Origin of the sequence: Streptomyces sp. NPDC002884 (assembly GCF_040295245.1) — a bacterium.
Lineage (GTDB): Bacteria > Actinomycetota > Actinomycetes > Streptomycetales > Streptomycetaceae > Streptomyces.
Map to the genome: position 1 here is coordinate 1 of NZ_JBEOVB010000052.1, position 22,150 is coordinate 22,150.

A 22,150-nucleotide genomic window follows, 5' to 3' on the forward strand; every position below is an offset into this window, starting at 1 on the left:
ACAGCTCCCACAGATCTTCAGGCGCTAACCGTTCGACAAGCGCAGCAGTCACTACCCCAGAATGCCGCAAGATCGCACCAACTGAAATGACGTCTTAGCGGCGCAACCACTCCAGAAGGTGGTGCCGCTTGGCAAAAAATCGAACACGTGAACTAATTAAGGGATGGACTGTGCCGACTTCCCCGACGACCTGGTGTGCCTGCAAACAGCCTGGTTCCGCGCCTGTGACGTGCTGGCCGTGCCTCGAACCGTGCCGGTCACGGCTGCGGCCCGCGCGGAGCTGCGCCGCCGCGGCCGCCCGTCAGGGGGTCGGCGGTGAACCGGCGTCCGGAGCACCTGACGTTGCGGGAGGAGGAGATCCTCGCTCGCATCCGGCGCGCGATCGAAGACCGCGGCGAGGCGCTGTCGGTGCGGGAGCTGGCGCGTGAGGTCGGGATGAGCAGTCCCGCGTCCGTCGTCTACCACCTGAAGAACCTGGAGGCGCGCGGCGCCCTGATGCGTGATGGCCGTGGTTGGCGGACCTGCCGCTTGCTCCGATAGCCGCGCATGGCTGTTGGAGCAAGCGGCGCGCCCTTGGCCCCGGCCAGCCCCCGCCTGCCTGACGCCCCCGCAGCCCCCTCGCGGCGAACCGCCAGGAGCAGGTTCCGGTGGTGCGCCGTACGTGTGTCAGATGACGTACATCGGCGAGCGGACACGTACCCGGCGCGGCGGCCGGGGCCGATCCGCGGGCGCCGCGACGCTCCTGTGCTGGCCCCGTCCCGGAGTTGCGCGCAGCGGGAGCCTGCGCAGGGTGTCCGGGGAGGATCCTGGAGCCGTGGCAGGGAAGAGGATCCCGACGCCGATGGTGGCCTGCCAGTCGATGGTCCAGGTCGATGCGCGGTGACCCGGTAGCGAGCCTCGGGCTGGTTGACGGAGGTCCGGGTGTAGGTGTGTCCGCAGGTGGGGGAGTCGCTCTTGCCTGCGGCCGCTGTGTACGGCGTGCCCGGGCCGGTACACGTCACGGCAGCCTCGTCGTACGACTCGGACACCTGCTGAGCTGGCGCGGGCAGGCCGCCCGGGGCCTGACGCTGGTGTTGAAGTTCGCCGACGGCGTCTCGTGGGAGGCGACCCGCCGCCTTGCTGAGCCGTCCGCGCACGAGGACGGCTTGCGCGTCTTGGCCTACCGGCTGATGGACGCAGCTGGCCTGCAGCGCGGTCGGCTGACCGCACTGGCGTTGAAAGGGGAGGACCTTGTCGACGCCGACCAGGTTGCGCAGCAGATCAGCCTCGACGACACCCGGGAGGCCCGGCTGGTGGCCGAAGCGGTCATTGTCCGCGTCCGCGACAGGTTCGGCCCCGTGTTATCGGCCTTGGGGCCGTCTTCCGCCGCGCCTCGTGAGAGTTCCACTTGGTCCTACTTGGGCAGGGCTGCGCGGAGTGCACCTCTCCCATAGCGCATGGCCCCCGTGTTACGCCAACCGGTCTGGCAGCTAGGGGGAGTTGTGCTACGTTCCGAGCAATCTCAGTTCGAGCGCAATGCTCGGACTGTCCGCTCCCTGGGCGGCCCGGCGCAATGCTGGGGTGCCAGGAAGGCCTTCGCGAAGCCGGTGATGCCCCCGACACAGGGCGGCCGGGGGAGTGGTGGTAAAACCCGCAGGGCCTTGCCCTGCATGCTGTACCGCAGTAAGCCAGCTCGGGGCTTAGCCGAGCCCTGAACTCTTGGTGTCGGCAGGAAGTCAGTTCTGTCCACGTACTTGGTGGTCGAACTGCACTTGTCGTGCGCATCGGTTTGACCATCCACAAGGGAAGGGTCATGACCGGTGGGCGACGCTGCCGTTCTTACTGTCCTCGCCGGAGCAGGCGTTGTATCGGTTCTCCTCTTCGCCGTTAAAGGCATCCTTGATCAGCTGCCAGAGGTCTTTCGTTCTTTGCATCGAGCCCGAAAGGCATGGCGAGAGGAGCCTCCCAACGAGGACTAGGAACGCCTGATCCAGCCCCTGCGGTCAGGCCTCGTTCTTGACCGCAGGGGAAACCCGTGAACGTTCGGAGCGCGCAGGCAAGGGCTGCTATGCATCGTCCAGGGGCACTCGTGCGTCGGCGATGCGCGAGATCCAGTGGATGCGCTGACGTGACGGCAGTCGGCTGTAGGTCAGGGTGCGCAGCCCCGGGCCTTCGGTGAGGTGATAGGGCGCGATGGTCCACAGAGCGTCCCGGCTGGCGACCGGCTCGACCGGGCAGCCGGTCAGCAGCAGGTCCCACCGGTCGGTGGTGCCGTTGTCGCGGTCGTCCTCCACTGTCACGCTGGCGACTGCCCGGTGAGGGAGTTCCCGGCCGCTTTCACGGGCGGCGTGGTTGTCCGCGAGCTGCTTGATGGTGAAATCCCGCTGGAGATAGAGCTCAGGGCTTCTGCCGCCCGGATCCACCAGAAACACCCCTGCGCGAACGGGCCTGTTGTCGTCATCGGCCACGACCAGGTCGCCCTCGCACCGAACCTGCACCCGCCGCTGACTGAGGTTCTGCACGACTGCGATCTGCTGGAGCACCAGCCGGTTGGAACCGTCCTGTTGCTCGGGAAAGTGCCATGTCTGCCCTGGAGGCCAGCTGCCGCAGGGCATCCCCGTGGAGTTCCACGCTTGCGGCTCCCAGATCGGATCGTCGAGGGCGAGCGTGACCTCCGGAGCCTGGGAGTCCAGACGACTGCGGATCGAGTCTGCTGCCATCTGCCGGGTGATCCTCAGCGAAGCGCGTGTGAGGACCGACTGCCACGCCACAACGAAGAGGGCCAGCATGGTGCCGAGCGCCCCGACGGCGGTCCAGAAGGTCTCCGACCTGAGTGTCTCTGACATAGCGCAGATTGTGGCCCCCACCGGCCGCGCCGGAAGGAGCGGGTCCCGGCTACCTATCGTCACCTTGGCCCTGCGCATCCCCGGCGAGCTGGCGCCGTTCCTCAAGGACGCCTCCTCGAAGCAGGGCATCCGGCGGCGGTCCTGCGCAGCCGGGCCGCCCTCCGTAGTCGACCGACCGCCTGCGCAGTCGACGGGGCAGGCGGTCGGGCGGTTGCGTGACCGGCCCTGCCGCCGACTGCGCAGGATAGGGGGCGGTGGGTGGCGACTATGCCCTGCCGGCTCTCTTGCGCAGTCGGCGGGGCGGTGGCGGGGCACTCGTGCCCCACGTCTGCGCAACGGTATGCGCAACGCTGTGACCTGCGGTGGTCGGGCCTGTGGTCGGGTCCCGGCCTACCGTGGTCGGGCCTGTGGTCGAGGGCATTGCGCAGACCGCGAGGCGATGCGCAATCGCCTGATGCGCACCACCTACGGCGCGGTGATCCATCCAGCTGCGGGGTCCGTACGGGCGCCCACAGCTGCGGCGGATCTGTGCTGGAGCAGGTCGGTGAACGGCGCGGCGAGTAGCGCGGCCGACCGTCAAGAAGGCAGTCCCACCAGCTCCGAGTCCAACACCCTGTCCGTCCGCGGCTCGACCGTCGTCACGACGGCTTTCCGGCGACCGCGGCCAGGCGCTCCATCTCGTCCAGGCCATCGTTGCAGCACTGCCCGCACACCAGCCGCCGCGCCTTGGGCCGCTCAGGCAGCCGGATGTCGAAGCCCTTCCGAGGCTCGTCCTTGAACTCGCGCAGGTCGTAGTCGCACTCCGCGCAGACCAGCCGGGCGGCGCGGGCCTGCTTCTTCGACCAGACGGGCCACTCCGCCGACAGCGCCAGCCCGGCGATAACCATGCCCTCGGCTCGCGGCTGAAACACCACGAAGTCCCAGTGCGGGGCGTCCTCGGGGGTGTCGGCGACGATCTGCTCCAGCGACGGCATCCACGGCACCAGGTGGCCCAGGTCCTTGCGCAGGATGCGCACCTCCTCCCCTGCCCTCATGGCCTTGCTGCGAGAGGCGGCGAGCGGAAATCGGAAGGCCGACACGATCGCGTGCGGGACCTGGAGCAGGTCCAGGTCCCGACTGATATCGGCCGCGGTGGCCTTCCACTCGCCGCAGTTGACCTCCCGCCACAGGGCCAGCCCGTCGGCGTTCAGCCGCCCAGACGCGTTGATTGTGCTGACGATCCGCCGCTGCGCGGCCCGGACCTCCGGCGCGACCGCTGCCGTCATATCCCGCTCCCTGCACTCCCCGACACCCTGTTCAACGTGTCGTCTGTGCTGGGCAACGAGCCAGGACCGGGGAAGGCCCGGTGGGACTTTCCCCCGCCGGGCGCTCAGCGCTTCCGGTCAGCCGCCGCCGGCCCTCCTGCGCAGCAGCTACGGAACCAGCTGGTCCATCCAGCCGACCTGGCGTTCCGGGTCTCGTACGGGGTGCCACACAGCCGCCGCGGGCCCGTGCTGGAGCAGGTCGGTCATCGGTGCGGCCAACACCGTCACCTCCCGCAGGAACAGGGAGACCGCGAGGTCGACGTCAGCCGCGTGCAGGGCACGCACCCGGTTGTCGATGCCGGCGGGGCCGGTGCCGTCCAGGACGAACAGCAGACGCGGGAAGAGCGGGTAGTGCCGCCGCCACTCCTCCGGGACTGCCTCCATCGTGCGGCGCCGGCCGACCGGCACGGGGGCGTACTGGTGGAGGCGGGCGTAGGCGCGGAGCTTGGCGGCGAGGCGTTCGGGACCCATGGTTGCCCGGTCGACCTCGAGGAACGCCCGCAGCATCGACCAGTCACCCCTGCCACCGTTCCGGCTTCCACGCTGGTAGTAGAGCAGCGCGTCCGGGATGACCGCTTCTCCGCTCCCGATGGGGTGGTGGACTTCCGGGAGGAAGTCCAGCGGCTGGCACACCTCCCCGCGGCGGCGTGCGTCCAGCAGGAACTGCAACCCCGTCTCCGTGACCGTCAGGGTGTGGCTCACTCGCAGCCGGGCTGCGACCGGATCCGACACCAGCCTCGGCGGCCGCCGACCCTGGAGCTCCGGCCACTCCCCGGCAACCTGCACCCCGTATCCGGTGGCGAACCACACCCGGGTACGACCCGCCTGCGGCAGGGTGATCCGGTCGACCAGGCCCTCGGCACGGAGCTTGGCCAACCTCCGTCTGGTCTGCTCGATCCGCACCCGCGGGGCAGTGATCAGATGCATCTGCTCGGTGGTCGCCATCCGGTACTGCACCAGCACCGCCAACGCCAGCCGGTCCCCGCCCCCGGCATCCACATCCGCCCTCGCTCTTGTCATCGTCATCGTCGGCAACTCCCGCACGCACACGGTGCGGTGCCGCCCTGATGCGGCACCGCGTATGCGACTGAGCGCACCAGCCGGCCCCGACCACACCACCGACCACCAGGGCCCGACCACGGTCACAGTGCGACAACGCCGCCCCCGACCGGGCCGATGTCCCCGCCGACAACCCCGCTCTCAGCGGCACGTGACCTGTGGCCTTGCGCGTGCATCACCGCAGGTCACCACGACGTTTTCAGTGTGGTCGGGACCCCGACATCCCCCTCTGCACACCCCAACACCCAACCCAGGAAGGAAAAAGGGAAGAGGGAACGGGCGGGGCGGTGAGCGGCCGGGGGAGTGGTACGGCTTGAGTGAGTGATGTGCGTCGGCGGTGGCCTCCGCGCAACCCGCCCCCGCAGGTCCCCACCACGGCCCGAGCAGATCACAGACAGGCCCGCGGACCCGAGCAGCCGATTCCGCCGGGCTATCGCGCCCCTGCGGCTACAAGCCCCCGCCGTCTGCTGGGATACGGCGGTTCCCGTCTGTGCGCCGTGATCCTCAGCCGCTGGCAAAGCGTTGCGGGCTCGGCCGAGCCCGTCGCAGCCACAAGGGCTCTGCCCGGCTCGGGTGGTCCACGGCGAACAGGCGTGAGGGGCTGCGCGTCACAGCGGCGGTGCGGCTTTGAACGTGTGCGTGCGGTGCCACAGGTAGTACGTCTCCCGGCCCGGCGTCCACCAGCTGACGCTGCGCCCCGCCAACTTCTCCTGGATGTACGCCTCGACCTCGGGTATCTCGACGGCAAGCGGGCTTACCTGGACGCCGCCTTCAGGCGTGACGGCGACGTAACCGTGCTCGTACACCGCGTCGCATCCAAGCGTGCAGGCCAGCATGGCGATGTTGGACAGGTCTCGTTTTTCGTCGTCGCTGCACATCGCGCGCTTCTTGATGTGCGCCGCGATCAGGAAGGAGCTCGGCAGGGTACGTCCGCACAGGGCACACTGGCCCGTCGAGCCCTGCAGCAGGCGCCGCTTCAGCGCTGCCTGCTCGCCGCGCTGGGCGCGCTGGACCGTGCGCTCCAGGTCCCCGTCGAAGGCCGCCACAGCGGCCTCCTCTTCGGCCGTGTCGACCGGTTCCAGGGCCGCCGTGGCAGGATCGAGCGTCAGCAGGGTCTGGAGTGTTTCGCTCTCCTTCTCGCTCAGGACGGAGATGCCCATGATGTTGCGGTTAGGGTTCCAGCCGAGCAGGGTGCGGATCTCCTCGACGGCAATGTCGAAGCCGCGGGTGCCGGAGAGGGCGTACATGTACTCCCAGGTACTGCCGGCGTGGTCGGTGCCCCACAGCCGCGTGGCCAGTTCCTTGTTGTGCCACATCAGGGCGATGGTGCCGCCGAAGTAGACGCGCTTGTCGCCGCTGAAGAACACCCAGCTGCCAGGGCGCATCTTGTTGATCCGGGAGACGTTGACGTTCTTCTTGCCCGGCACGACGCCCCACATCTGGGCCTGTCCGTCGGGGAAGAGCTGCTTGAGCTCGTCGATGGTCGATGTGTCGAGGATGTCCGCGTGGTCGTCGAAGACCACGGGTTTGACGATGGTGTCCTGGTAGTGCTGGTCGACGTCCTTCTCCGACCGGCGGGCCGGCTGCATCACGATCCGCATGACGTGGATCATCCCCCCAACTGTGTGTACTTGTCGGCCTTACCCCGGACCAAATGCACCGGGTACTTGCGGTGATTCTTCTCGATCTTCTCAGCCAGAGCCTGCTCGAGGTCGACGTCCAACACGTCCGCGAGCCTGAGCAAGTAGGCCAGAACATCCGCCATTTCCTCGCGCACCTGCACAGCACGCCCGTCGTCCTGCATCACCCGGTCGGACTGCTCCGGTGTCAACCACTGGAAAATCTCCACCAGCTCCCCGCTCTCACCGGCCAGCGCCATCACCAGATTCTTCGGTGTGTGGAACTGTTCCCACTCGCGCTCGGCAGCGAAATGGGCCAGTGCCCGCTGCAGGGACATCAGTGTCATACCACCAGCTGTACCAGACGGCACCGACACCACCCTCCTTGGTAACGCCGCCGAACTGCCTGTCAGTTGGGGTTGATATAGATCGCGTATGCATCTCTACGGGGGCACGGTGGCCGAAGCAGCCCGAGACATGGGCGATGCGGCCTTCATCGCCGCAGCCGAACGACGCTTCACGAAGGTGTTCGGGGCGGCACCCAGCACGCAGGAGGTGCACAGTTGGCGCCGCAGCTGGCCCGCCCTCGTCGCGATCCTTCGTTCTGCCGGGCTGAACGACCTGCACCTGCTGCTGGAGTACTCGCTGCCCGCCACGGGAGAGCGCATCGACGCCCTCCTCCTCGGCAAGAACGCCGACGGGAGCCTGTGCGCCGTCGCGATCGAGCTAAAACAGTGGACCCGAGCCCAACTCAGCCCCGCCCGACCCGGAATGGTCCGCATCGCAGAACGCGTCGTGCAACACCCCGCCCGCCAGGTCGGCGGCTACGTGCACTACCTACAACAATGGGTCAGCCGCGCCGACTTCCCCCTGACCGCCCGCGGCACCGTAGTACTCCACGACGCTCCCGCCGACCTGGTCGCCGCCCTCCGCGCACCAGCCGCACGCGGACCGGCAGCCGCCTACCCGATACTGGGGCGCGACGATCTCACCCCGCAACCCTCCCCACACGACTTGGCCCAGCGGCTTCGCTGCGCTGACCTGAGCCCCACCGGCCGCGACGACATCGAACGCTTCCTCCACGCCGAACACCGCCCCTCAGCCGCGCTCTTGGAGCGGGCAGGCGAAGTCATCGAAGGCCGCGACGCCTTCACCCTCATCGGCGACCAGGACCTGGCCCGGCAGGAGGTCCTGCACGCGGTGGATACGGCACGCGAGCGGGGAACAAAGAGCATCATCGTCGTGACCGGGGGACCAGGCACCGGCAAATCCGTCATCGCCTGCCGACTGCTGGGCGACCTGTGCAGACAACCCCACGGCAATCCACGCCTGCTGTCCCCGTCCGGGACGCTCACGCGACAACTGCGCAGAACGGTCGGCGAAGACTTCCGAGGCCTCATCGCCACCTTCCTCGACAAAATCCCCGCCCACCTCACCGGCGACAGCGTGGTCCTCCTGGACGAGGCTCACCGCGCCCGCACCTACCCCGATCACCAGCAGGGCACGTTCCCCCTGATCCTGGGCAAACTTCTCGAGCGAGCCGCCGTCACCGTGCTGTTCCTCGACGAGCGACAGATCGTGCGGCCGACCGAAGGCCTCACACTCCACCAGCTCCAACAGCACGCACAGCACGCCGGATTCTCATTCGCCCACATCGACCTCGCCAGCCAGTTCCGCTGCAACGGCTCACGCGCCTACCAGCAATGGATCGACCACCTCTTCCGGCCCGAGGGCACCGCGCCGGCCTGGGAGGGCAGCGACTACGACCTGGCAGCCGCACCAGACCCCGAACAGCTCCAGCACTGGATCCACCAACACATCCGCGCCGGCCGGACCGCGCGGGTCACCGCCGGCTTCTGCTGGCCATGGGACTCCCCACCGACTCCACCCCTCCTGCCGGAAGTAGCAATCACCTGGGACAGCCCGCAAGGGCCCCGCACCTGGGCACGCCCGTGGAACTCCCGCGCCGACGAGCCCGCATTCGACCACCCCGGCGTGCCGGCCCGCCCCTTCTGGGCCACCGACTCCGGCGGCCACGACCAGGTCGGCTGCATCTATACCGCCCAGGGCATGGAATACGCCTACAACGCCGTGATCATGGGAGGGGACCTCGTCCGCAGAGGCGAGCAGTGGATCGCCCGCCCCGAGGAAAGCCACGACCCCCTGCTGCGCCACCTTCCGTCCCACCGCTACCTGCGCTACGCACTGAACACCTACCGAGTGCTGGCCACCAGGGGCACCCGAGGCACGCGCCTTTACTCAACGGACGCCACAACGCAGGACTATCTCCACACCCTGACATCGCTGCACGACGCATAGGCGTGGCCTTTTTGCCGCGAGCGTCTCAACAGAGAATGCGCGTTGCCCGTCCGATCAGCACCACGACGAAGTCCCCGAAAGCGATGACGACCGCGCCGAGGAGATCGACCCGGGCCCTCAGGGCCGCAGAAGTGGGCCTCTCACCTCGGGCCGGCCGAAAGCCTGCCATGGCGCAGTCGTCGTTCACACGGGCGGCGGCCTGGCCCAATTTACGGGTTCACCGGGGCAGACGCTCCGGCGGCGCCGCCTCGACGCCGACCGGCCGAGTCCGACCAAGGCCTGCGTCGGCGCGCCCCGACCGGTCGCCGGAGCGCGTACCCCGCCCAAGCCCTTGAGCCAGCGACTTGGTCGACGCCGACGACGACGGCCTGCAAAGGCCTGGACCCTGAGCTTCGGGCCGGGCCGTGTGGCGTCCGCTTTGCACGCAGGACGGCGGATTCGCGCGCATCGCGCCGTCATGTGCCGTGCTGGCACGAGGAGTTGTCGGCGGGGGATGGCATGCTTGATCACAAACGTGCTCGGCTACTGGGGGTTCGCGTGCCGCTCGTTGTGATCCAACCTTCCTGCGGAAATCCTGCGGCTCGAACCTGAACCTGGACGACGTTTACTCGGAACTGTGCGACGGCGCCATCACGGCGCTGATGGCGCCGTCGCACGCCGGTTTCGGAGGCCCGTGAGGTGTTCTGGGCGGCGCTGAAGCAGGCGGCGGAGCGGTCATTGGCGCGGGACGCTTGACGGAACAGGGCGGCCTTCCATTGGCCCGACGTGTAGGTATATCTCGTGGTCTGTACGATGCCGACGCTCGGCAGATGTCCGGAAACGGCCTCGGCGGGCCTGTCACTCACCTGCTCCGAATTCAGAGAAGACACCACCCATGAACCACCCGCCCGCTTTCCCGTCACCTCCGTCTCCCGCCACCCGCTGGTGGTTGACCACACCGGCCCGCATCGGCTTCGTACTCGCCGTCCCCGTGCTCGGTCTGATCAACCAGTACCTGGGTCTCCCGGCGATGATCGCGGCGATCGTCCTGGTGTGGAAGGACAGCCTCTGGCAGAAGGGCGCGAAGGTGGCCGCCACCGTCGCTGCCGTGGCGCTGCTCGGTGCGGTACTTCCCGACCCGCCCGAGGAGGGCGCCGCCGACGCCGTGGCCCGGGAAGACGGGAAGGGCGCGGCGGCCCGCACGCTGAACTCGCCATCGCCCTCCGCAACTCAAGACGACCCGTCACCGACACCCAAGCCTCGGCCGGAAGCCGCGGACTACCGGGGTATGCGCCTGGACGAGGCTCGGGACAAGGCCGAAGCCGCAGGGTTCGGCGCGAGTGACCACAACGCATCCGACGATGACAAGAGTATCTGGATGCGTTCCAACTGGACCGTCTGTTTCCAGAAGACTGGCTGGACCGGCTCGGAGACGAAGACGATCGACTTCGGTGCCGTGCAGACCGGCGCGCCGTGCCCCGGCACGGACGGCGGTGCCATCCCGTGGCCGACGATGCCGGAGCTGATCTGGAAGACCTGGAAGGCGGCACGCAAGGAGGTTGTGGCCCTCGGCGTCGTACCCGCGGAACATGTGCGCGCCGACACGGCCTACCTCAACGACACGCTGCCCGACGAAGGAAAGTACGACAACTGGCGGGTATGCGCGACAGACCCGGTCGAGGGCGCGGATGTCACCATCGACACATGGGTGACCCTTGAGTTGACGCACCCGGACAACGGCTGCCCGGAGCCTGGCGAAAGCACGGAAGACCGGGCAGACCTGCCCGACCGAGACGACGACGGCGATCCCGACTACCGCGATCCCTTCCCCGGCGACCGCGATCGCAACAGCACGTTCCCCGACGGCTTCCCGGACAGCTCCGCAAGCTCGTCCGGCGGAGGCGGGGGCGATGGAGACGGCTGGAACTGCCCCGGCACCCGTTGGTGCTGACCCTGCTTGGCGAGCCCCGCGTCGACGGAGCATGGTGCCCCCTCCCGGAGGGCCGGGACGTACCCGGCACCTGAGCCGCAAGGCTGTTACCCGCATGCGTACGTCGACGGCATTTCTCGTGAGGTTCAGTACGCCTCTGCAATGTCTGTGTAAGGCTGTGACCTGCGATGGTTGGGGCTTGGTGGCGCAGTGCGGCCCCGGGGGCGGCCCCTGCCTTCCTGCACGATGCCAGCGGCTGAAATTCGACGTGCGTCAGATGATTCAGCCAGCGCCTAGAGGAGCTGCGCGCCAACCCCCTCCCGCGCCGGTGTCGTGCGAGCGGTGCGGCCCCTCGGCCGCCAGGACCTCGTTCACCGCCCGGCCTGCGACCTCACACCAACTGGTGCAGGCCCGCGTTCGCCGGTCGAGCCGACGCACACCCCGGGCGCTTCTGAACGGCTTCCGCCCCCTCAAGCACCCGGATGCGGGCCGCGTCGTACCTGACGGAGTCCGCATGCAGGAAATCCCCTGTACGGGCTCGTTCCCGGCAGCGCACTGCCGTGTTGTCGACCTCAAGCGCTGGGCACGCAACCGGTCCCGCGCTGCCATCGGCGCCACCGACCTGGACCGATCGCAGCCGTGCTCGCGGGCTGGCCATCCGGTGGCGCCGCCGTAGGCCCGTGACCAGGATGGGCGGGCGGTCGCGACGTGCGATGTCACCAAGGTTCTGATGGAGTTCCGTCGGGGTCGAGACCGTGCGGCCAAAGGTGCCGTACATCGTCTGCATCGCTGGGGATCCCGGCGTCGACAGCCTGGCGGGTGAGCCGATCAGCTTGTTCCGGGTCGTCTGCTGCCATCGCGACCAGGATGAGCATGGTGGAAGAATCGCCAGCGCGGCATGCAGCGTCGGCAGCCTTCTGAGTCAGCCGTTCGGCTTGTTCCTGACCTCCTGCGTGCTTCCACTTCAACGCCAGCCGTGTCAGCACCTCGGGACCCCCGCGTCGGCAGGGAGGACAAACCTGGAGAGGTGAAAGCGGGAGATCTGGTCGGAGCACCCCCGCGTCCGCGGGGGTAGCTCGCGGACCTACGAGTACTGGCGCGACTCGACGAAGTCGTCCCCGCGTCCGCGGGGGTAGATCCCGTTGCCGCGCCTCCCTTCCGGGGAGGCGTCGCGCGTTTTACTGGCTCTCGAACGAGAACCCTCCGTGCCCGTTGCAGAGGATGTCAGGGCAGTACCAAAGGACGGATACCTCTGGGTCCACGCTGTCGCTCATCTCCGGCAGCGGGCGACGGTCGACGCGGCTCATCGTGCCGCAGTAGATACAAGGCGCGGCGCGTAGCCGACGGGCTTCGGATTGGGTGTAGATCGTCTTTGGGGTGCTCATGCTGGCAAGGTAGGCCCGATTCGTTTGGAGCGTTCCCCCTGTCACGTGCTGAGCCCCCTGCCAGACTGCCCATTGGCCCACCAGGCATGCCCGTCCTGGCGGGCCATCCCACGCTCGCGTCCCTGGTCTAGATCTGATCCGAGTGCAGGGCCTGACTCGCGCTTTCCACGAAGGTGCCGTGCGCCATCTCGAACGCGTGTCGAGCCCGTCCCCATTCGCCGTCAGGGGACTCCGGCTCACTGCTCTCGTATCGCAGGCGAGCGCTGAAGACTGCCTCAACGGATTCGAAGACTGATTCGAGCGCTGGCCCCATGATCTCCTTCGGCCCGAGGAGATCAATCTCCCGCATGGCGCGGGCGAGGTCTTCGCGGCTGTCATGGAGGAGCCCCCAAGCCTGCGCCCTGTCCACAGGAGTGGGCCTGTGCGCGTCGTCTACCCACGCGTCGGGCGGCAACTGAATCTCGGTGAGCTCCCGGAGCCGATCCTGAAAGTGCGAGTGGGATTCAAGGAAGGCCGTGTATGCGACGAGACGCTTGTCGAGTAGCCAGTTCCGCTGCTGTTCACGACCCGCGGTGACCGCCTGGCGAACCGCTGCTCCCGCTGTAAGCCAGCCAGCCAGAATTCCGCCGATTGCGGCGGCGATGCCGGCCAGCAGGGCGCCCCACGCTTCATTCATGATGCCAGGGCCTGCTATCTCCCTCGCTGGCCTGCGGCTGCCGCGATATCCGGGCCTGTCTCCAGCAGGCTGTGGCACCGAGGCCAAGGAGCAGGCTGATGACGAGGTCCCCCGCGATGGATGCGCCATCGCTGCGGTCGAAGGCGGTGAGGATGCCGCCGATGGTCAGGCAGGTGAGCAGGATGGCCAGCAGTAGCCAGAGGATCCGCATATCGCCCCCCAATGTGTTGAGGGCGCCACCGTAGCGGGGGTGCCGAGTTGCTGGTTAGACCTGCGGGCTGGTGAGTTGACTCGGCCTGACGGCCACGATTTCCACGCTGGTGCACTAGGCGGCTTTGAGAGCGGTCCTCTGCTGCTGGGCGCTGGGCTCGTCGTAGGCCACCTCCGCGCCCGAGGCGCCGGTGAAGACCCGGCAGGGCGTCGGCGGCATCACATCTGGGGCGTACCGCGTGAGTCGAGCCGAGAAGCGATCTGGCTGGTGAACTCCCCTGGTGGCAGGATGTGTTGGCCGGGGGGGTGGGGGATGTTTGTGCACATGGACAGGCGACGGATCCAGACGGCGGTGCTCGGCGAAGCGGACTCGGATGAGCCGTTGATGCTGCCGATGGAAGCCATCGAGCTGGATGCATTCCGCCGTTCTCACAGAGACGACACCTTTTGGTGCGGGACTCTGCTCGGCGGCTGCGGCGGGCAGCTGACTACGAAGCTGTACACAGACCGGGCCTGTCATTTCGCGCATCACCCCGATCCGGACGGGCTGCCGCATGAGTGCGGGCGCCGAGCCCGCGGCGTGGACAGCGCAGACCACCTCTACGTGCGGTCCGCGGCCGCAGCCTGGCTCGCTGGCCGTGGGGAGCAGGCGGCCTTCGAGTACACCCGCGTCCAAGGGGCAGCGATCGGGTCCGTCGTGGACGTGCGCTGGAGGCATGGCGCTCTGCGGGTGCATCTGGACCAGGCAGTGGCGCCGGTGTGGGACGGCGATGTGGAGCCGGTCCTCGGGACGATGGTGCCGGTCGACCGCGACACACTGATCCGTCGCTGGTACGTGCATCGGATCCGGCTGGACAGCGTGGGCACCACGCGCCACGTGCAGATCGGCACCGAGGCCTTCGCCCGGCCGATCGAATGGTTCGCCCTGGACCAGTGCGAGATGACGGAGCGCGGGCTGTCGACGCCAGCGGTTCAGAAGATCAGTCCCACCATGCGCCGCGCCCAACGCTGTGGTCGCCCGGCAGAGCGAGGAAGGTGCCGGAGCCGGAGGCGCGCGCCCAGGCCCTGCTGCGCCGACTGGTGTACGCGCGTCGGATCGAGTCCGTGTCCTTGGTGAAGCAGGTGTGCCGGGAGATCGAGGATCTGACCGTTGTGGAGGGCGCTCCTCAGGAGCAGCGTGAGGCCGCCGTTCGCCACGCGAGGACCTGGCTGATCGAGCAGAACCAGGAGCGCCGCAAGCTGTTCGACACCCTGAAGAAGGCAGTGGCTGAGCAGAAGCCTGGACGGGTGCGCCGGCTTCTGATTCGCGTCAACGCGACGGCGGCGGAAGATCGCACCGACGCCGAGTCCGCCGTCTACGGGCGGGCGATCACGTATTTCGACAACCTGGACGACCTCACGCGGGACGCGGTCGAAGCGGAAGCTGACACTGAGAGGGAAGCACGAAAGGCTGCGACTCGCGTCCGCAGTGCCCTCCATCGCCTTCGCGTGTACGACGCCTACTCGTTTGATCTGCGGCCTCAGGTGGAGGAGCTTTTGCGGTCCGCGGCCTCAGCCGGAGAACTACTGACGCGTGGTGAAGCACAGCGTGTCGAAGTCTGGAAGAAACGGTGGGCACGGGGGCCGCAGGAGCAGCCGCGCGTGGCGCGGCGGTACTGGATCCAGCGGCGCTGTCCGCGCTGCAACGCGCAGCAAGGCAAGGACTGTGTGCTGGTCGAAGGCTCCAGCAGCGGGAAACCGCGCGAAGATGGCCACATTGAGCGGCAACAGCTGATCGTGGACGAGCGGAAAGCCTCAAAGAAGGCCCGGCACCCGAAGAAGGCCCGGCAGGAGGTAGAAGCTCCTGCCGGGCCCATGCAGTCGGCCTCGGAGACGCGCGAGCGCGAAGTCAGCCCCACAGATCCGCTCCAGGAGCGGCGACCGACGGCCGATCGAAAGGGCCGAGCCCCAAAGGCAGGCAAGAAGCCCCCGGTCCGCCTGCACCACCAAGTGCCACGCGGCGACTGGTACCGAGTTATCTGCCCGCGATGCCACGCCGGACCGGGCAAGCTGTGCGACAACGACGATCGCGTCGGCCCCAGCGAGAAGCGACAGCTTCCCCACGACGAACGCCTGCGCCGCGTCCTGCAGAGCAACGACCGCATCAGTCCCGGCGAGAAATAGAAGGGCGCCCACGGCGAAGACAGAGGGCTGGCGCCCCAGCATCCTCACCCTGAAGGCGGGATGCTCTGTCTCACCGGCGTTCAATGCGCATAAGAGCCGGGACAGACGGATGTTGCCAACCGAGCGGGACGCCGTCCGGTGCTCTCGCGTCCCAGGGCATCGAGCTCGTTGAGCGCGGCGTGCGCGGCTATGCCGTCGGTGCCGTAGGAGGCCAGCTGTAGAGTCAGGTGGTCCGATGAAGGCCCTAAAATTCAGCGAGGCCGTCGCCGGGCAAGTGGCAGCATTCAGCCGGTCGGAGGCAGGGGAGGGCCGATTCGTGGTGCTGAAGCGAGGGCGTAAAGGCGAGCTCGGAATCGAGATTCTGCCCCTACTCGAAATGGCACTCGCCGAACCACCGGGCGGCCAGCCAGCAGTGCTCCTACGAGACCGGCACCCGGAGACCATCGACGCAATCAGTGATGCGCTGCGGAAGTCGCTGGACAACGTATCTCGATTGCAGGGTCACCAGACGCAGTACGCCTTTGAAGCGGTGGTCGTGGCTCTGGGCGCGATCCGCCTCATCAAGACCGAGGATGCCGGGCTGTATTACTTCGACGACGCCCAGGGCAAGCTGCTGCCGCCCGACTTCAGGATCGTGCTGCGCGACGGCACGGTGCTTCTGGTCGAGGTCAAGTCGGTGAAGCCTGGGGCGGAGGAGAAGGTCAAAGTGCGGGCCGACGACATGGACGCCGCACAGGCTTACGCCCGCATGACGCACGGGCGTCTGCTGTACGCCCACTACTGGGCTGGCCTAAACCTCTGGACGCTGGTCGATCCTTCGAGGTTCGACCATGCAGGAACGCAGCGGCGTCTGACGATCTCCTCCGCCATGAGGGGCAACGAGATGGCTCTCCTCGGCGACACCTATCTCGCGGGGAAACCACCACTGACCGTCTCCGTACTCTTCGATCCAACAGAAGAGGAGCCATCGACTGGCGAGGACGCTCCGCAAGGTGAGCGCCTCGTCGCGATAACCGGCAGGGAGTTGAGTAACGCGGGCGAAGTCATCACCGCTCCCCTGGAGCAGAAGCTGGCTTGGTTCCTGGCCCGGTACTCCGGATGGTCTGTCGAAAACGAGATGCACACCGACGAAGACGGCCGCTTCGTCAGACTGGATTATCACCTCGCCCCTGATGTCGACGAAGAAGCCAGTGCCCACTATGAGCAGCAGGGATTTGCCGTCTTCGGAGCGCTCAGCAGCCTCTACACAAGCCGATTCCGCATGGCCACGACCACCGAGCACGGGGAAATCACCGCTCTGCGCCAGGAGCCCAGCCCTGCGTTGATGACCCAGCTCCTCCCTGACGACTACTGGGACGAGGATCGGGTCCTCAAACTGTGGCGGTTCGTTCTGGCACCCACGTAGCCCGGCAGCGGGCCGTGTGGTCGCCAGGTCAGGCGTATGCATCACTCAGTGGCTTCGCCGACCTCAGTCTCCCCTGAAATGCAGGTCAGAAGGTCGGCCGGAGCTCCACCCGTCCGGTCCGAGTACCGAGAGGCTTGGCAACAGACGTGGGGATGAGGCTAGGAGTCAGGCCGCCGGCGGCTGGGTGGAGGGAGACTGCTCGGCGGGCTGGTCCAGCTGCTGCTGGCGGCGCCGCTGTTCGTTGCGGTGGTCCTCGACGCGCTGAGTGAACAGTTTCAGCGCCTCATGGTCCTGGTCGAGGCCATAGTCCTTGTACGGGCCGACTCCGAGGGTGTACGCGTTAGCTTCCTCCTCAATGGAATCGGCGGTCTGCAGCAGAAAGTAGCTGCGCTCGCGGTACTTGTAGTAGCCAGTAAAGGCCGCCGCCACCGTGACGGTGAAGCCGATGGACACGATGGTGATGTTCTGCCACGTGTACTGGTTACGAGTGTCCAGTGCCGCGACGACCGTCGTGGACGCGGAACCGATCATGATGAGGTTCTGCAGCGTGTTGTGGACGCGCCGATACTTGCGGCTGTCGGTCCGGTGCTGCTCGATGACTCCGGCGACATCCTCCCTGTAGAGACTGCGCCGTTCCTTCACGGTCGGGTGGTAGAGCGCGCTCAAAAACCGCAGGGAATCACGGTTGGTATCCAGAGCCTCCTCAAGGTCGCCCAGAGTGACGCTTCCCTGTCCCCTCCCTGCGATGAAAGCTGCTGCACCACAAAGCAGCAACAGCGCGCCGCAGACGATATCGACGCGGACGAACTCAGAAGAGGAGCCCCAGGACAGGGCCGTCCAGAGCGCACTAGCCAGCAAAGAAGCGGCTGCGATGAGCAGCATCACGAACTGGTGGAACCGTCTGCGTCTGCGGCGGATCACGCCCCGTTCCAGGTTCCTCACAATGCGCCGAAGGTTGCGCAGCGTGGTCCGTTCGTTGTCGGCGGTCTCCCGCTGTTCGGCACTGAGCGCCTCTTCGGCATCGCTCAGACGGCGGGGCGCGTCGTCATCGAGACTGCGGGGCACGGATTGTCCTTCCTCTCATGCTCCGGCTCAGCGGGCGAACGCTTCGGTCAGGCTGATGCGGTAACCGTCCTCTTCCATCAGCACGACGGTGACGCCGAACGGGTCGGGGTGGTCCAGCTCGATCGGGGTGAAGGCGAAGTTCACCGCGGCCTGGATGGGCGGCGCCAATTCGCCGCCGGGCTGCGGCGCGGGGGCCGGCTTCCAGTCGGGGGCGACCGACGCCCAGCCCTCGGGGCTGCGGGACAGGAGCTGCTCGGTGTAGGGGACCTGGTGCAGCACGTGGCCGTCGCGGGTGGCGAGCACCATGTCCAGGCACGATGCCGGGCCAACGATGGGCAGCTCGCAGGCGGTGGCGACGTCGTGGGTCTCCCAGGCGAGGACGACCTCGTCCGCGCCGACCGCGGCAGCGATGTTCGCGAGCTCCGCGATCCCGGCGAAGCGCGTCCTGGCCGACCTTGAGCGGGCGGACCCAGATCAGTCCGACCAGCTCGCCGCGCACCAGCGGCATCATCAGCGGGCGCGGCACGACCCCCTCGCCCAGCCCCGCGGTGTACGCCTCCTTCGCGACGCCGACCAGTCCGTCCCATCCGTGCGTCCACGGAAGCCCCTTCATCTCAGCTGTTCGTGATCGCAACCGACCCTGCCACGTGGAGTGATGCGGTGTCAGGGCGATGATCGGCCAGCCCCTTCAAGCGGTGGGTGCTTGGCTGGGTTGGTGAAAGGGGAGCGCTGCCAGACAGTGAGGTGTGGCGTGAATCACAGCGGGTGTCGGGAAATTGATTGCCGGATCAGCTCTTCCCCGCCGCAGGTAGGTGAACAGACTTACCCAAGCAACGAAGGAGGCCCGAGATGCCTGCGGTTTCAACGCCGGACTCGGCACCCGAGGATGCCGCTCAGCGTCCTGCTTCAGCACCGTCCGACGCAACAGGAGCGCTGCTCATTCCCTCAGCGGAAGGATGCAGCTCGCCCGGAAACACTGCGCTCGACGAGCCGGGCGGCGCCGGTCTCGCAGCGCCGATGGTCGGGCCCAACCTGGACATGGACGGGCCCGACCTGGACCACGGTGTCTTCCCACCGCTTGACGACGTCGTCCTGAACTCCGACAGCCTGACTCATGTCGTGGACACGGCTGCCTTCTGGTCCGGCGTCAGCCACTCCTTCCAACCGCTGGTCGGTCTCAGCACGATGCTCAGCGAGTTCACCGAGCAGGCGAGCTTCGGGCTCGCCCCGGCTCTCGCCAGCATCGAGCTGGCAGTTCCCCGGCTTCCCAACATCGGAGAGATGGTCGGCCAGTCGCTGCTGGACGGACTGACGGCCCACAATGCCGCGCTGTCGGCGCTGGCCGGCGTGCAGCCCCAAATCCTCTCCCTGTCCGAGACCGTGAACTCGGTACTGCCCTCCGTCGTGAACACGCTGGGGCTACTGGACGGACTCAACCCGGCCAGGGCGGTCTTGTCCGTAATCGAGCCGCAGGTCAACAGCCTGGCAAGCCTGCTGGGACCGGCCGCCCGTCTGTCGTCGATGGCTGACGCCTTCCAGCCGCTGGTTGGTCTCGGTGACCTCGTTCGTCCGTTGCACTTCGGCCTGGCCCCGGTGTTCGAAGGTCTCCCGGCTCTGGTTCCCCCGCTGCCCAACCTGGCCAAGCTGGCAGGAACGCTCGCCCCATGCTTCGCCATCCAGGTGGGAGTGCCGCAGATGATGCAGGAGGTCCTGCGCACCCTCCCGCCTATGGCGGACCTCATCGGCGGCCATATTGCCGACCTCTTCGCCCAAGTCCGGTCTGTCGCCGACTGGGCGAAGCGGCTGAAGCCGTCCGTCCTTGCCGAGGCCCGCTACGCCTTCGACGCGTACGTGAAGGGCGACACGGAACCGATGAAGGACTTCCTGCGCCGCTGCCTGCGCCTGTGGCCGGTGCTGGAGGACCACTGCCAGGCCCTCGCTGTGGCGATGTTCGAGCGCGCATGGGAGCAGGAGGCCGACCTCACCGACGACCAGTCGGTGCGCAGGGTCCTGGTCCAGTACGCGCGCCAGGGCTGCGACTTTGAGCGCGATCATCAGATCCGCGGTGCCTCGATCGGATACATCCCGGACGGTTGGGTGCAGCGGGACATTGTGCCCGGGCCGGAGGATCTGGTGATTCCCCGCGTCGTTTCATGGGTCGAGCAGTTCGAGACCGCTCCGGTGCGCTACGTGGCAGGCAAGCTCAACGAGCAGGAACAGGCCTTGGTCCGTGTCTGGTCGGAGCACCACTCCATGACGTGGCCCAAAGCGTCGGATCTGGTGCAGCAGGATGAGGCGCAAGGAGAGCGGGCCCGACGCAAGCTGAAGCGCCTCGGCAAGGAGTGGCGCAGGCGCGAGAACAGCTGCCAGGAGCTTTCGTGAGTGCGCCGTCCGACCGATCGCAGGAGCCGCTGATGACGGTGCGTGCCGCGGTCATCTTGATGCTGGGCACGCAGATCGCCGTGGCCGCCGGCGTGCTGACCGTGCTGGCAGGGAACGCATGGGCTGTCGGGGTGCTGGCTGGCGGGGGCGCCTTTGCCGGCACTGTCGCCTTCGCCCGGTCCGTGATCGGCTGAACCGGCCCGGGCGAACAGGACGCCCGGGCCGACGCCGTGGTCACAGCGAAGAAGTACGCAGGTCGTTGCGGCGGGCGGTGACCAAGCCTCGAAATCGCCGCCGCGTGTGCTGTGCACCGTCGATCCAGTGTGTCGGTGAGGCTTCCTCGAGGGGCAAGTCGGCCATGAAGGCGACGATGTCGCTGTAGTAGGCGAAGTCGCCGCCGCGGGTGTTCTCGCGCTGCCGGGCGACCGTCGCGGCCACCTGGTCCTGGTCGTTACGGACGGCGTGGTGGAAGGCGAGAGCGAGGTCCAGGGCGAGCTCGGCGTACGTCACGCCCGCTGTAAGGATCTCGGCGCGCAGCACCTGGGCGCGGTCGAGGGCCCGTATAGTCTGGCGGCGCTCGCGCAGCGCGCCGACAAGGGCGCCGGTGACCTGGCCTACGACCGAGCCGATGGTGCCGGGCAGCATGAGCGCCTGGGCGACGCCGGAGAGCGCGGACTGCATCTGCTGCGGCATGGCCTGCCCGAACCGGGAGCCGAGACCGCCGCGGCGCAGGTACTCCTCCAGGGGATCGCCGGGGTGGTTCGCCTCCCAGTAGCGGCGCAGCGCAAGGTCGAAGGCGGGCAGGGGACGACCGATCCGAGTGAGGGCGGCCCGGATCGTCAGCACGATCTGCTCGAAGTCGGTGCCGGCGGTAGGAGCCGGTCGGCCGGCCACCCGGTCTCGCCCCCCTGGGAAGGCCGCCGTCCGGCGTCGGTGAGCGCCGCCTCCAGTATTCGGGACAGGGTCGTCTTGCCGATGCCGCCCACGCTGTGGAATACGAGCATGTGGTTAGCGGCAGGTCCGGTGACCGCACTGAGGCCGTCGCACGCAAGGGATCCACCCGTGCCCGCTTCGGCTTCACCGCCGCCGCAGGCACCACCGATGACGCCCGGATGGCTATGTTCACGAGTTACGGCGGCAGATATGCACTACTTCGGGAGGCGCCCCGCCCGGGTCGCAGTCGATGTTCACGAGAACGGAAGGCACCTCGTGGACCCGCCCGCCGGCCGGGTGAAGGTAGGCGTCGGCTGGGCCACGCGCCGACGTCAGCGCGCCCCGTAGGGTGATCTGATGTTCGATCGTTTGGAGATCAGGGTGTTGCCGCCGGGACCCCGGTTCGCTGCTCAGTTGCGGTTCTGGGTCAACGGCGAGGATCTGGTCGAAGAGGCGGTCGGTGAAGGCGGCCGCGGACCTTACGCGGCTGATGCGCTGCCGGCCGGCCGCCCCAGCCCTCTCCGGGCGACCGGCGAGGCGCGCCGCCTGGAGCTGGGGGAACCTGACTGCACCGGTTGCTGCTGCGGCTTCTTGACCGTGGTTGTGCAGCGGTTCGGAGAGATCGTGCAGTGGTCGAACTGGGAGGTTCCGTCGGAGGCGCACACCCCCGTGCCCAACCCTCCGCCCGGGCTCCACTTCGACGCGAGTCAGTACGACGCCGAAGTGGCTCGTTCTGAGGCGGACCGCTGGTGGCAGGTGCACCCGTAGCCCAGCACGGCGCGCCCCCGCCCGACTGCGGGCTCGTGCCAGCCACGCGTCCTTGGTCAACCGAGAACGCCTCCCCAGGACCAGGTGCTGTCGAAACTCGTGAACATTCCGGCCAGGCTGCGACCGAC

At 67.8% G+C, this 22,150-nt stretch carries 20 protein-coding genes; 10 read left to right on the top strand and 10 right to left on the bottom strand.

All coding sequences use genetic code 11. The features are described 5' to 3' along the window. The first annotated feature begins 315 nt into the window (after window positions 1-315). Together ABT070_RS43020 and ABT070_RS43025 are read left to right on the top strand one after the other, a co-directional pair. On the top strand, window positions 316-540 hold the full coding sequence (locus tag ABT070_RS43020) for a LexA family protein (RefSeq protein ID WP_351768443.1): 225 nt from the start codon (window positions 316-318) through the stop codon (window positions 538-540). 332 nt (window positions 541-872) lie between these two features. Then, a complete protein-coding gene (locus ABT070_RS43025; RefSeq protein ID WP_351768444.1) occupies window positions 873-1,433 on the top strand; it encodes a DinB/UmuC family translesion DNA polymerase in 561 nt (186 codons plus the stop codon). A gap of 612 nt (window positions 1,434-2,045) precedes the next feature. Here the strand turns inward: ABT070_RS43025 and ABT070_RS43030 are convergent. The 5 genes from ABT070_RS43030 to ABT070_RS43050 form a co-directional block, all read right to left on the bottom strand. After that, entirely contained in the window at window positions 2,046-2,825 is a 780-nt protein-coding gene (locus tag ABT070_RS43030; RefSeq protein WP_351768445.1) for a hypothetical protein, read from the bottom strand. A gap of 638 nt (window positions 2,826-3,463) precedes the next feature. Beyond that, window positions 3,464-4,090: a hypothetical protein gene (locus ABT070_RS43035; RefSeq protein WP_351768446.1), complete on the bottom strand. Its 627-nt coding sequence runs from the start codon at window positions 4,088-4,090 to the stop codon at window positions 3,464-3,466. A 147-nt stretch (window positions 4,091-4,237) separates the two neighbouring features. Further along, window positions 4,238-5,155, bottom strand: a complete 918-nt coding sequence (locus tag ABT070_RS43040) for a replication-relaxation family protein (protein WP_351768447.1) — start codon at window positions 5,153-5,155, stop codon at window positions 4,238-4,240. Window positions 5,156-5,796: 641 nt separating this feature from the next. Continuing rightward, on the bottom strand, window positions 5,797-6,801 hold the full coding sequence (locus ABT070_RS43045) for a hypothetical protein (RefSeq protein WP_351768448.1): 1,005 nt from the start codon (window positions 6,799-6,801) through the stop codon (window positions 5,797-5,799). Beyond that, window positions 6,798-7,154, bottom strand: coding sequence for a nucleotide pyrophosphohydrolase (locus tag ABT070_RS43050; RefSeq protein WP_351768449.1), 357 nt, complete (start codon window positions 7,152-7,154; stop codon window positions 6,798-6,800). Before ABT070_RS43050 ends, ABT070_RS43045 begins: the two co-directional genes overlap by 4 nt. Window positions 7,155-7,242: 88 nt before the next feature. Between ABT070_RS43050 and ABT070_RS43055 the strand changes: the two genes are divergently transcribed. After that, the gene (locus ABT070_RS43055; RefSeq protein WP_351768450.1) at window positions 7,243-9,126 is read left to right on the top strand and encodes a DNA/RNA helicase domain-containing protein; all 1,884 of its coding nucleotides are present in this window, start codon (window positions 7,243-7,245) and stop codon (window positions 9,124-9,126) included. Between the two features lie 874 nt (window positions 9,127-10,000). Next, window positions 10,001-11,056, top strand: a complete 1,056-nt coding sequence (locus tag ABT070_RS43060) for a hypothetical protein (protein ID WP_351768451.1) — start codon at window positions 10,001-10,003, stop codon at window positions 11,054-11,056. A 1,491-nt stretch (window positions 11,057-12,547) separates the two neighbouring features. On the opposite strand, the gene ABT070_RS43065 is transcribed toward ABT070_RS43060, so the two are convergent. Beyond that, window positions 12,548-13,096 carry a hypothetical protein gene (locus ABT070_RS43065; protein WP_351768452.1) on the bottom strand — a complete coding sequence of 183 codons (549 nt, stop codon included), beginning with the start codon at window positions 13,094-13,096 and terminating at the stop codon, window positions 12,548-12,550. Further along, entirely contained in the window at window positions 13,089-13,307 is a 219-nt protein-coding gene (locus ABT070_RS43070; protein WP_351768453.1) for a hypothetical protein, read from the bottom strand. The genes ABT070_RS43065 and ABT070_RS43070 overlap by 8 nt, the downstream gene beginning before the upstream one ends. Window positions 13,308-13,631: 324 nt before the next feature. On the opposite strand from ABT070_RS43070, the gene ABT070_RS43075 reads away from it, so the two are divergent. The 3 genes from ABT070_RS43075 to ABT070_RS43085 all read left to right on the top strand — a co-directional run bounded on the left by ABT070_RS43075 (window position 13,632) and on the right by ABT070_RS43085 (window position 16,874). Further along, complete coding sequence (locus ABT070_RS43075; protein WP_351768454.1) at window positions 13,632-14,423, top strand: hypothetical protein; 792 nt, start codon at window positions 13,632-13,634, stop codon at window positions 14,421-14,423. After that, on the top strand, window positions 14,411-15,469 hold the full coding sequence (locus ABT070_RS43080; protein ID WP_351768455.1) for a zinc finger domain-containing protein: 1,059 nt from the start codon (window positions 14,411-14,413) through the stop codon (window positions 15,467-15,469). Before ABT070_RS43075 ends, ABT070_RS43080 begins: the two co-directional genes overlap by 13 nt. A 235-nt stretch (window positions 15,470-15,704) precedes the next feature. Beyond that, the gene (locus ABT070_RS43085) at window positions 15,705-16,874 is read left to right on the top strand and encodes a calponin homology domain-containing protein (protein WP_351768456.1); all 1,170 of its coding nucleotides are present in this window, start codon (window positions 15,705-15,707) and stop codon (window positions 16,872-16,874) included. A gap of 165 nt (window positions 16,875-17,039) precedes the next feature. Here ABT070_RS43085 and ABT070_RS43090 read toward each other — a convergent pair whose 3' ends face one another. Together ABT070_RS43090 and ABT070_RS43095 are read right to left on the bottom strand one after the other, a co-directional pair. Further along, window positions 17,040-17,939, bottom strand: coding sequence for a DUF4231 domain-containing protein (locus tag ABT070_RS43090; RefSeq protein ID WP_351768457.1), 900 nt, complete (start codon window positions 17,937-17,939; stop codon window positions 17,040-17,042). A gap of 27 nt (window positions 17,940-17,966) precedes the next feature. After that, complete coding sequence (locus ABT070_RS43095) at window positions 17,967-18,245, bottom strand: hypothetical protein (protein ID WP_351768458.1); 279 nt, start codon at window positions 18,243-18,245, stop codon at window positions 17,967-17,969. 543 nt (window positions 18,246-18,788) lie between these two features. Here ABT070_RS43095 and ABT070_RS43100 point away from each other — a divergent pair. Next, a complete protein-coding gene (locus ABT070_RS43100) occupies window positions 18,789-20,321 on the top strand; it encodes a hypothetical protein (protein WP_351768459.1) in 1,533 nt (510 codons plus the stop codon). After that, a complete protein-coding gene (locus ABT070_RS43105; protein WP_351768460.1) occupies window positions 20,318-20,515 on the top strand; it encodes a hypothetical protein in 198 nt (65 codons plus the stop codon). Before ABT070_RS43100 ends, ABT070_RS43105 begins: the two co-directional genes overlap by 4 nt. 40 nt (window positions 20,516-20,555) lie before the next feature. Here ABT070_RS43105 and ABT070_RS43110 read toward each other — a convergent pair whose 3' ends face one another. After that, window positions 20,556-21,215 (bottom strand): hypothetical protein, encoded by a 660-nt coding sequence (locus ABT070_RS43110; RefSeq protein WP_351768461.1) that lies wholly within the window; start codon window positions 21,213-21,215, stop codon window positions 20,556-20,558. A 396-nt stretch (window positions 21,216-21,611) separates the two neighbouring features. On the opposite strand from ABT070_RS43110, the gene ABT070_RS43115 reads away from it, so the two are divergent. Continuing rightward, complete coding sequence (locus ABT070_RS43115) at window positions 21,612-22,022, top strand: hypothetical protein (protein ID WP_351768462.1); 411 nt, start codon at window positions 21,612-21,614, stop codon at window positions 22,020-22,022. Window positions 22,023-22,150: the final 128 nt, after the last annotated feature.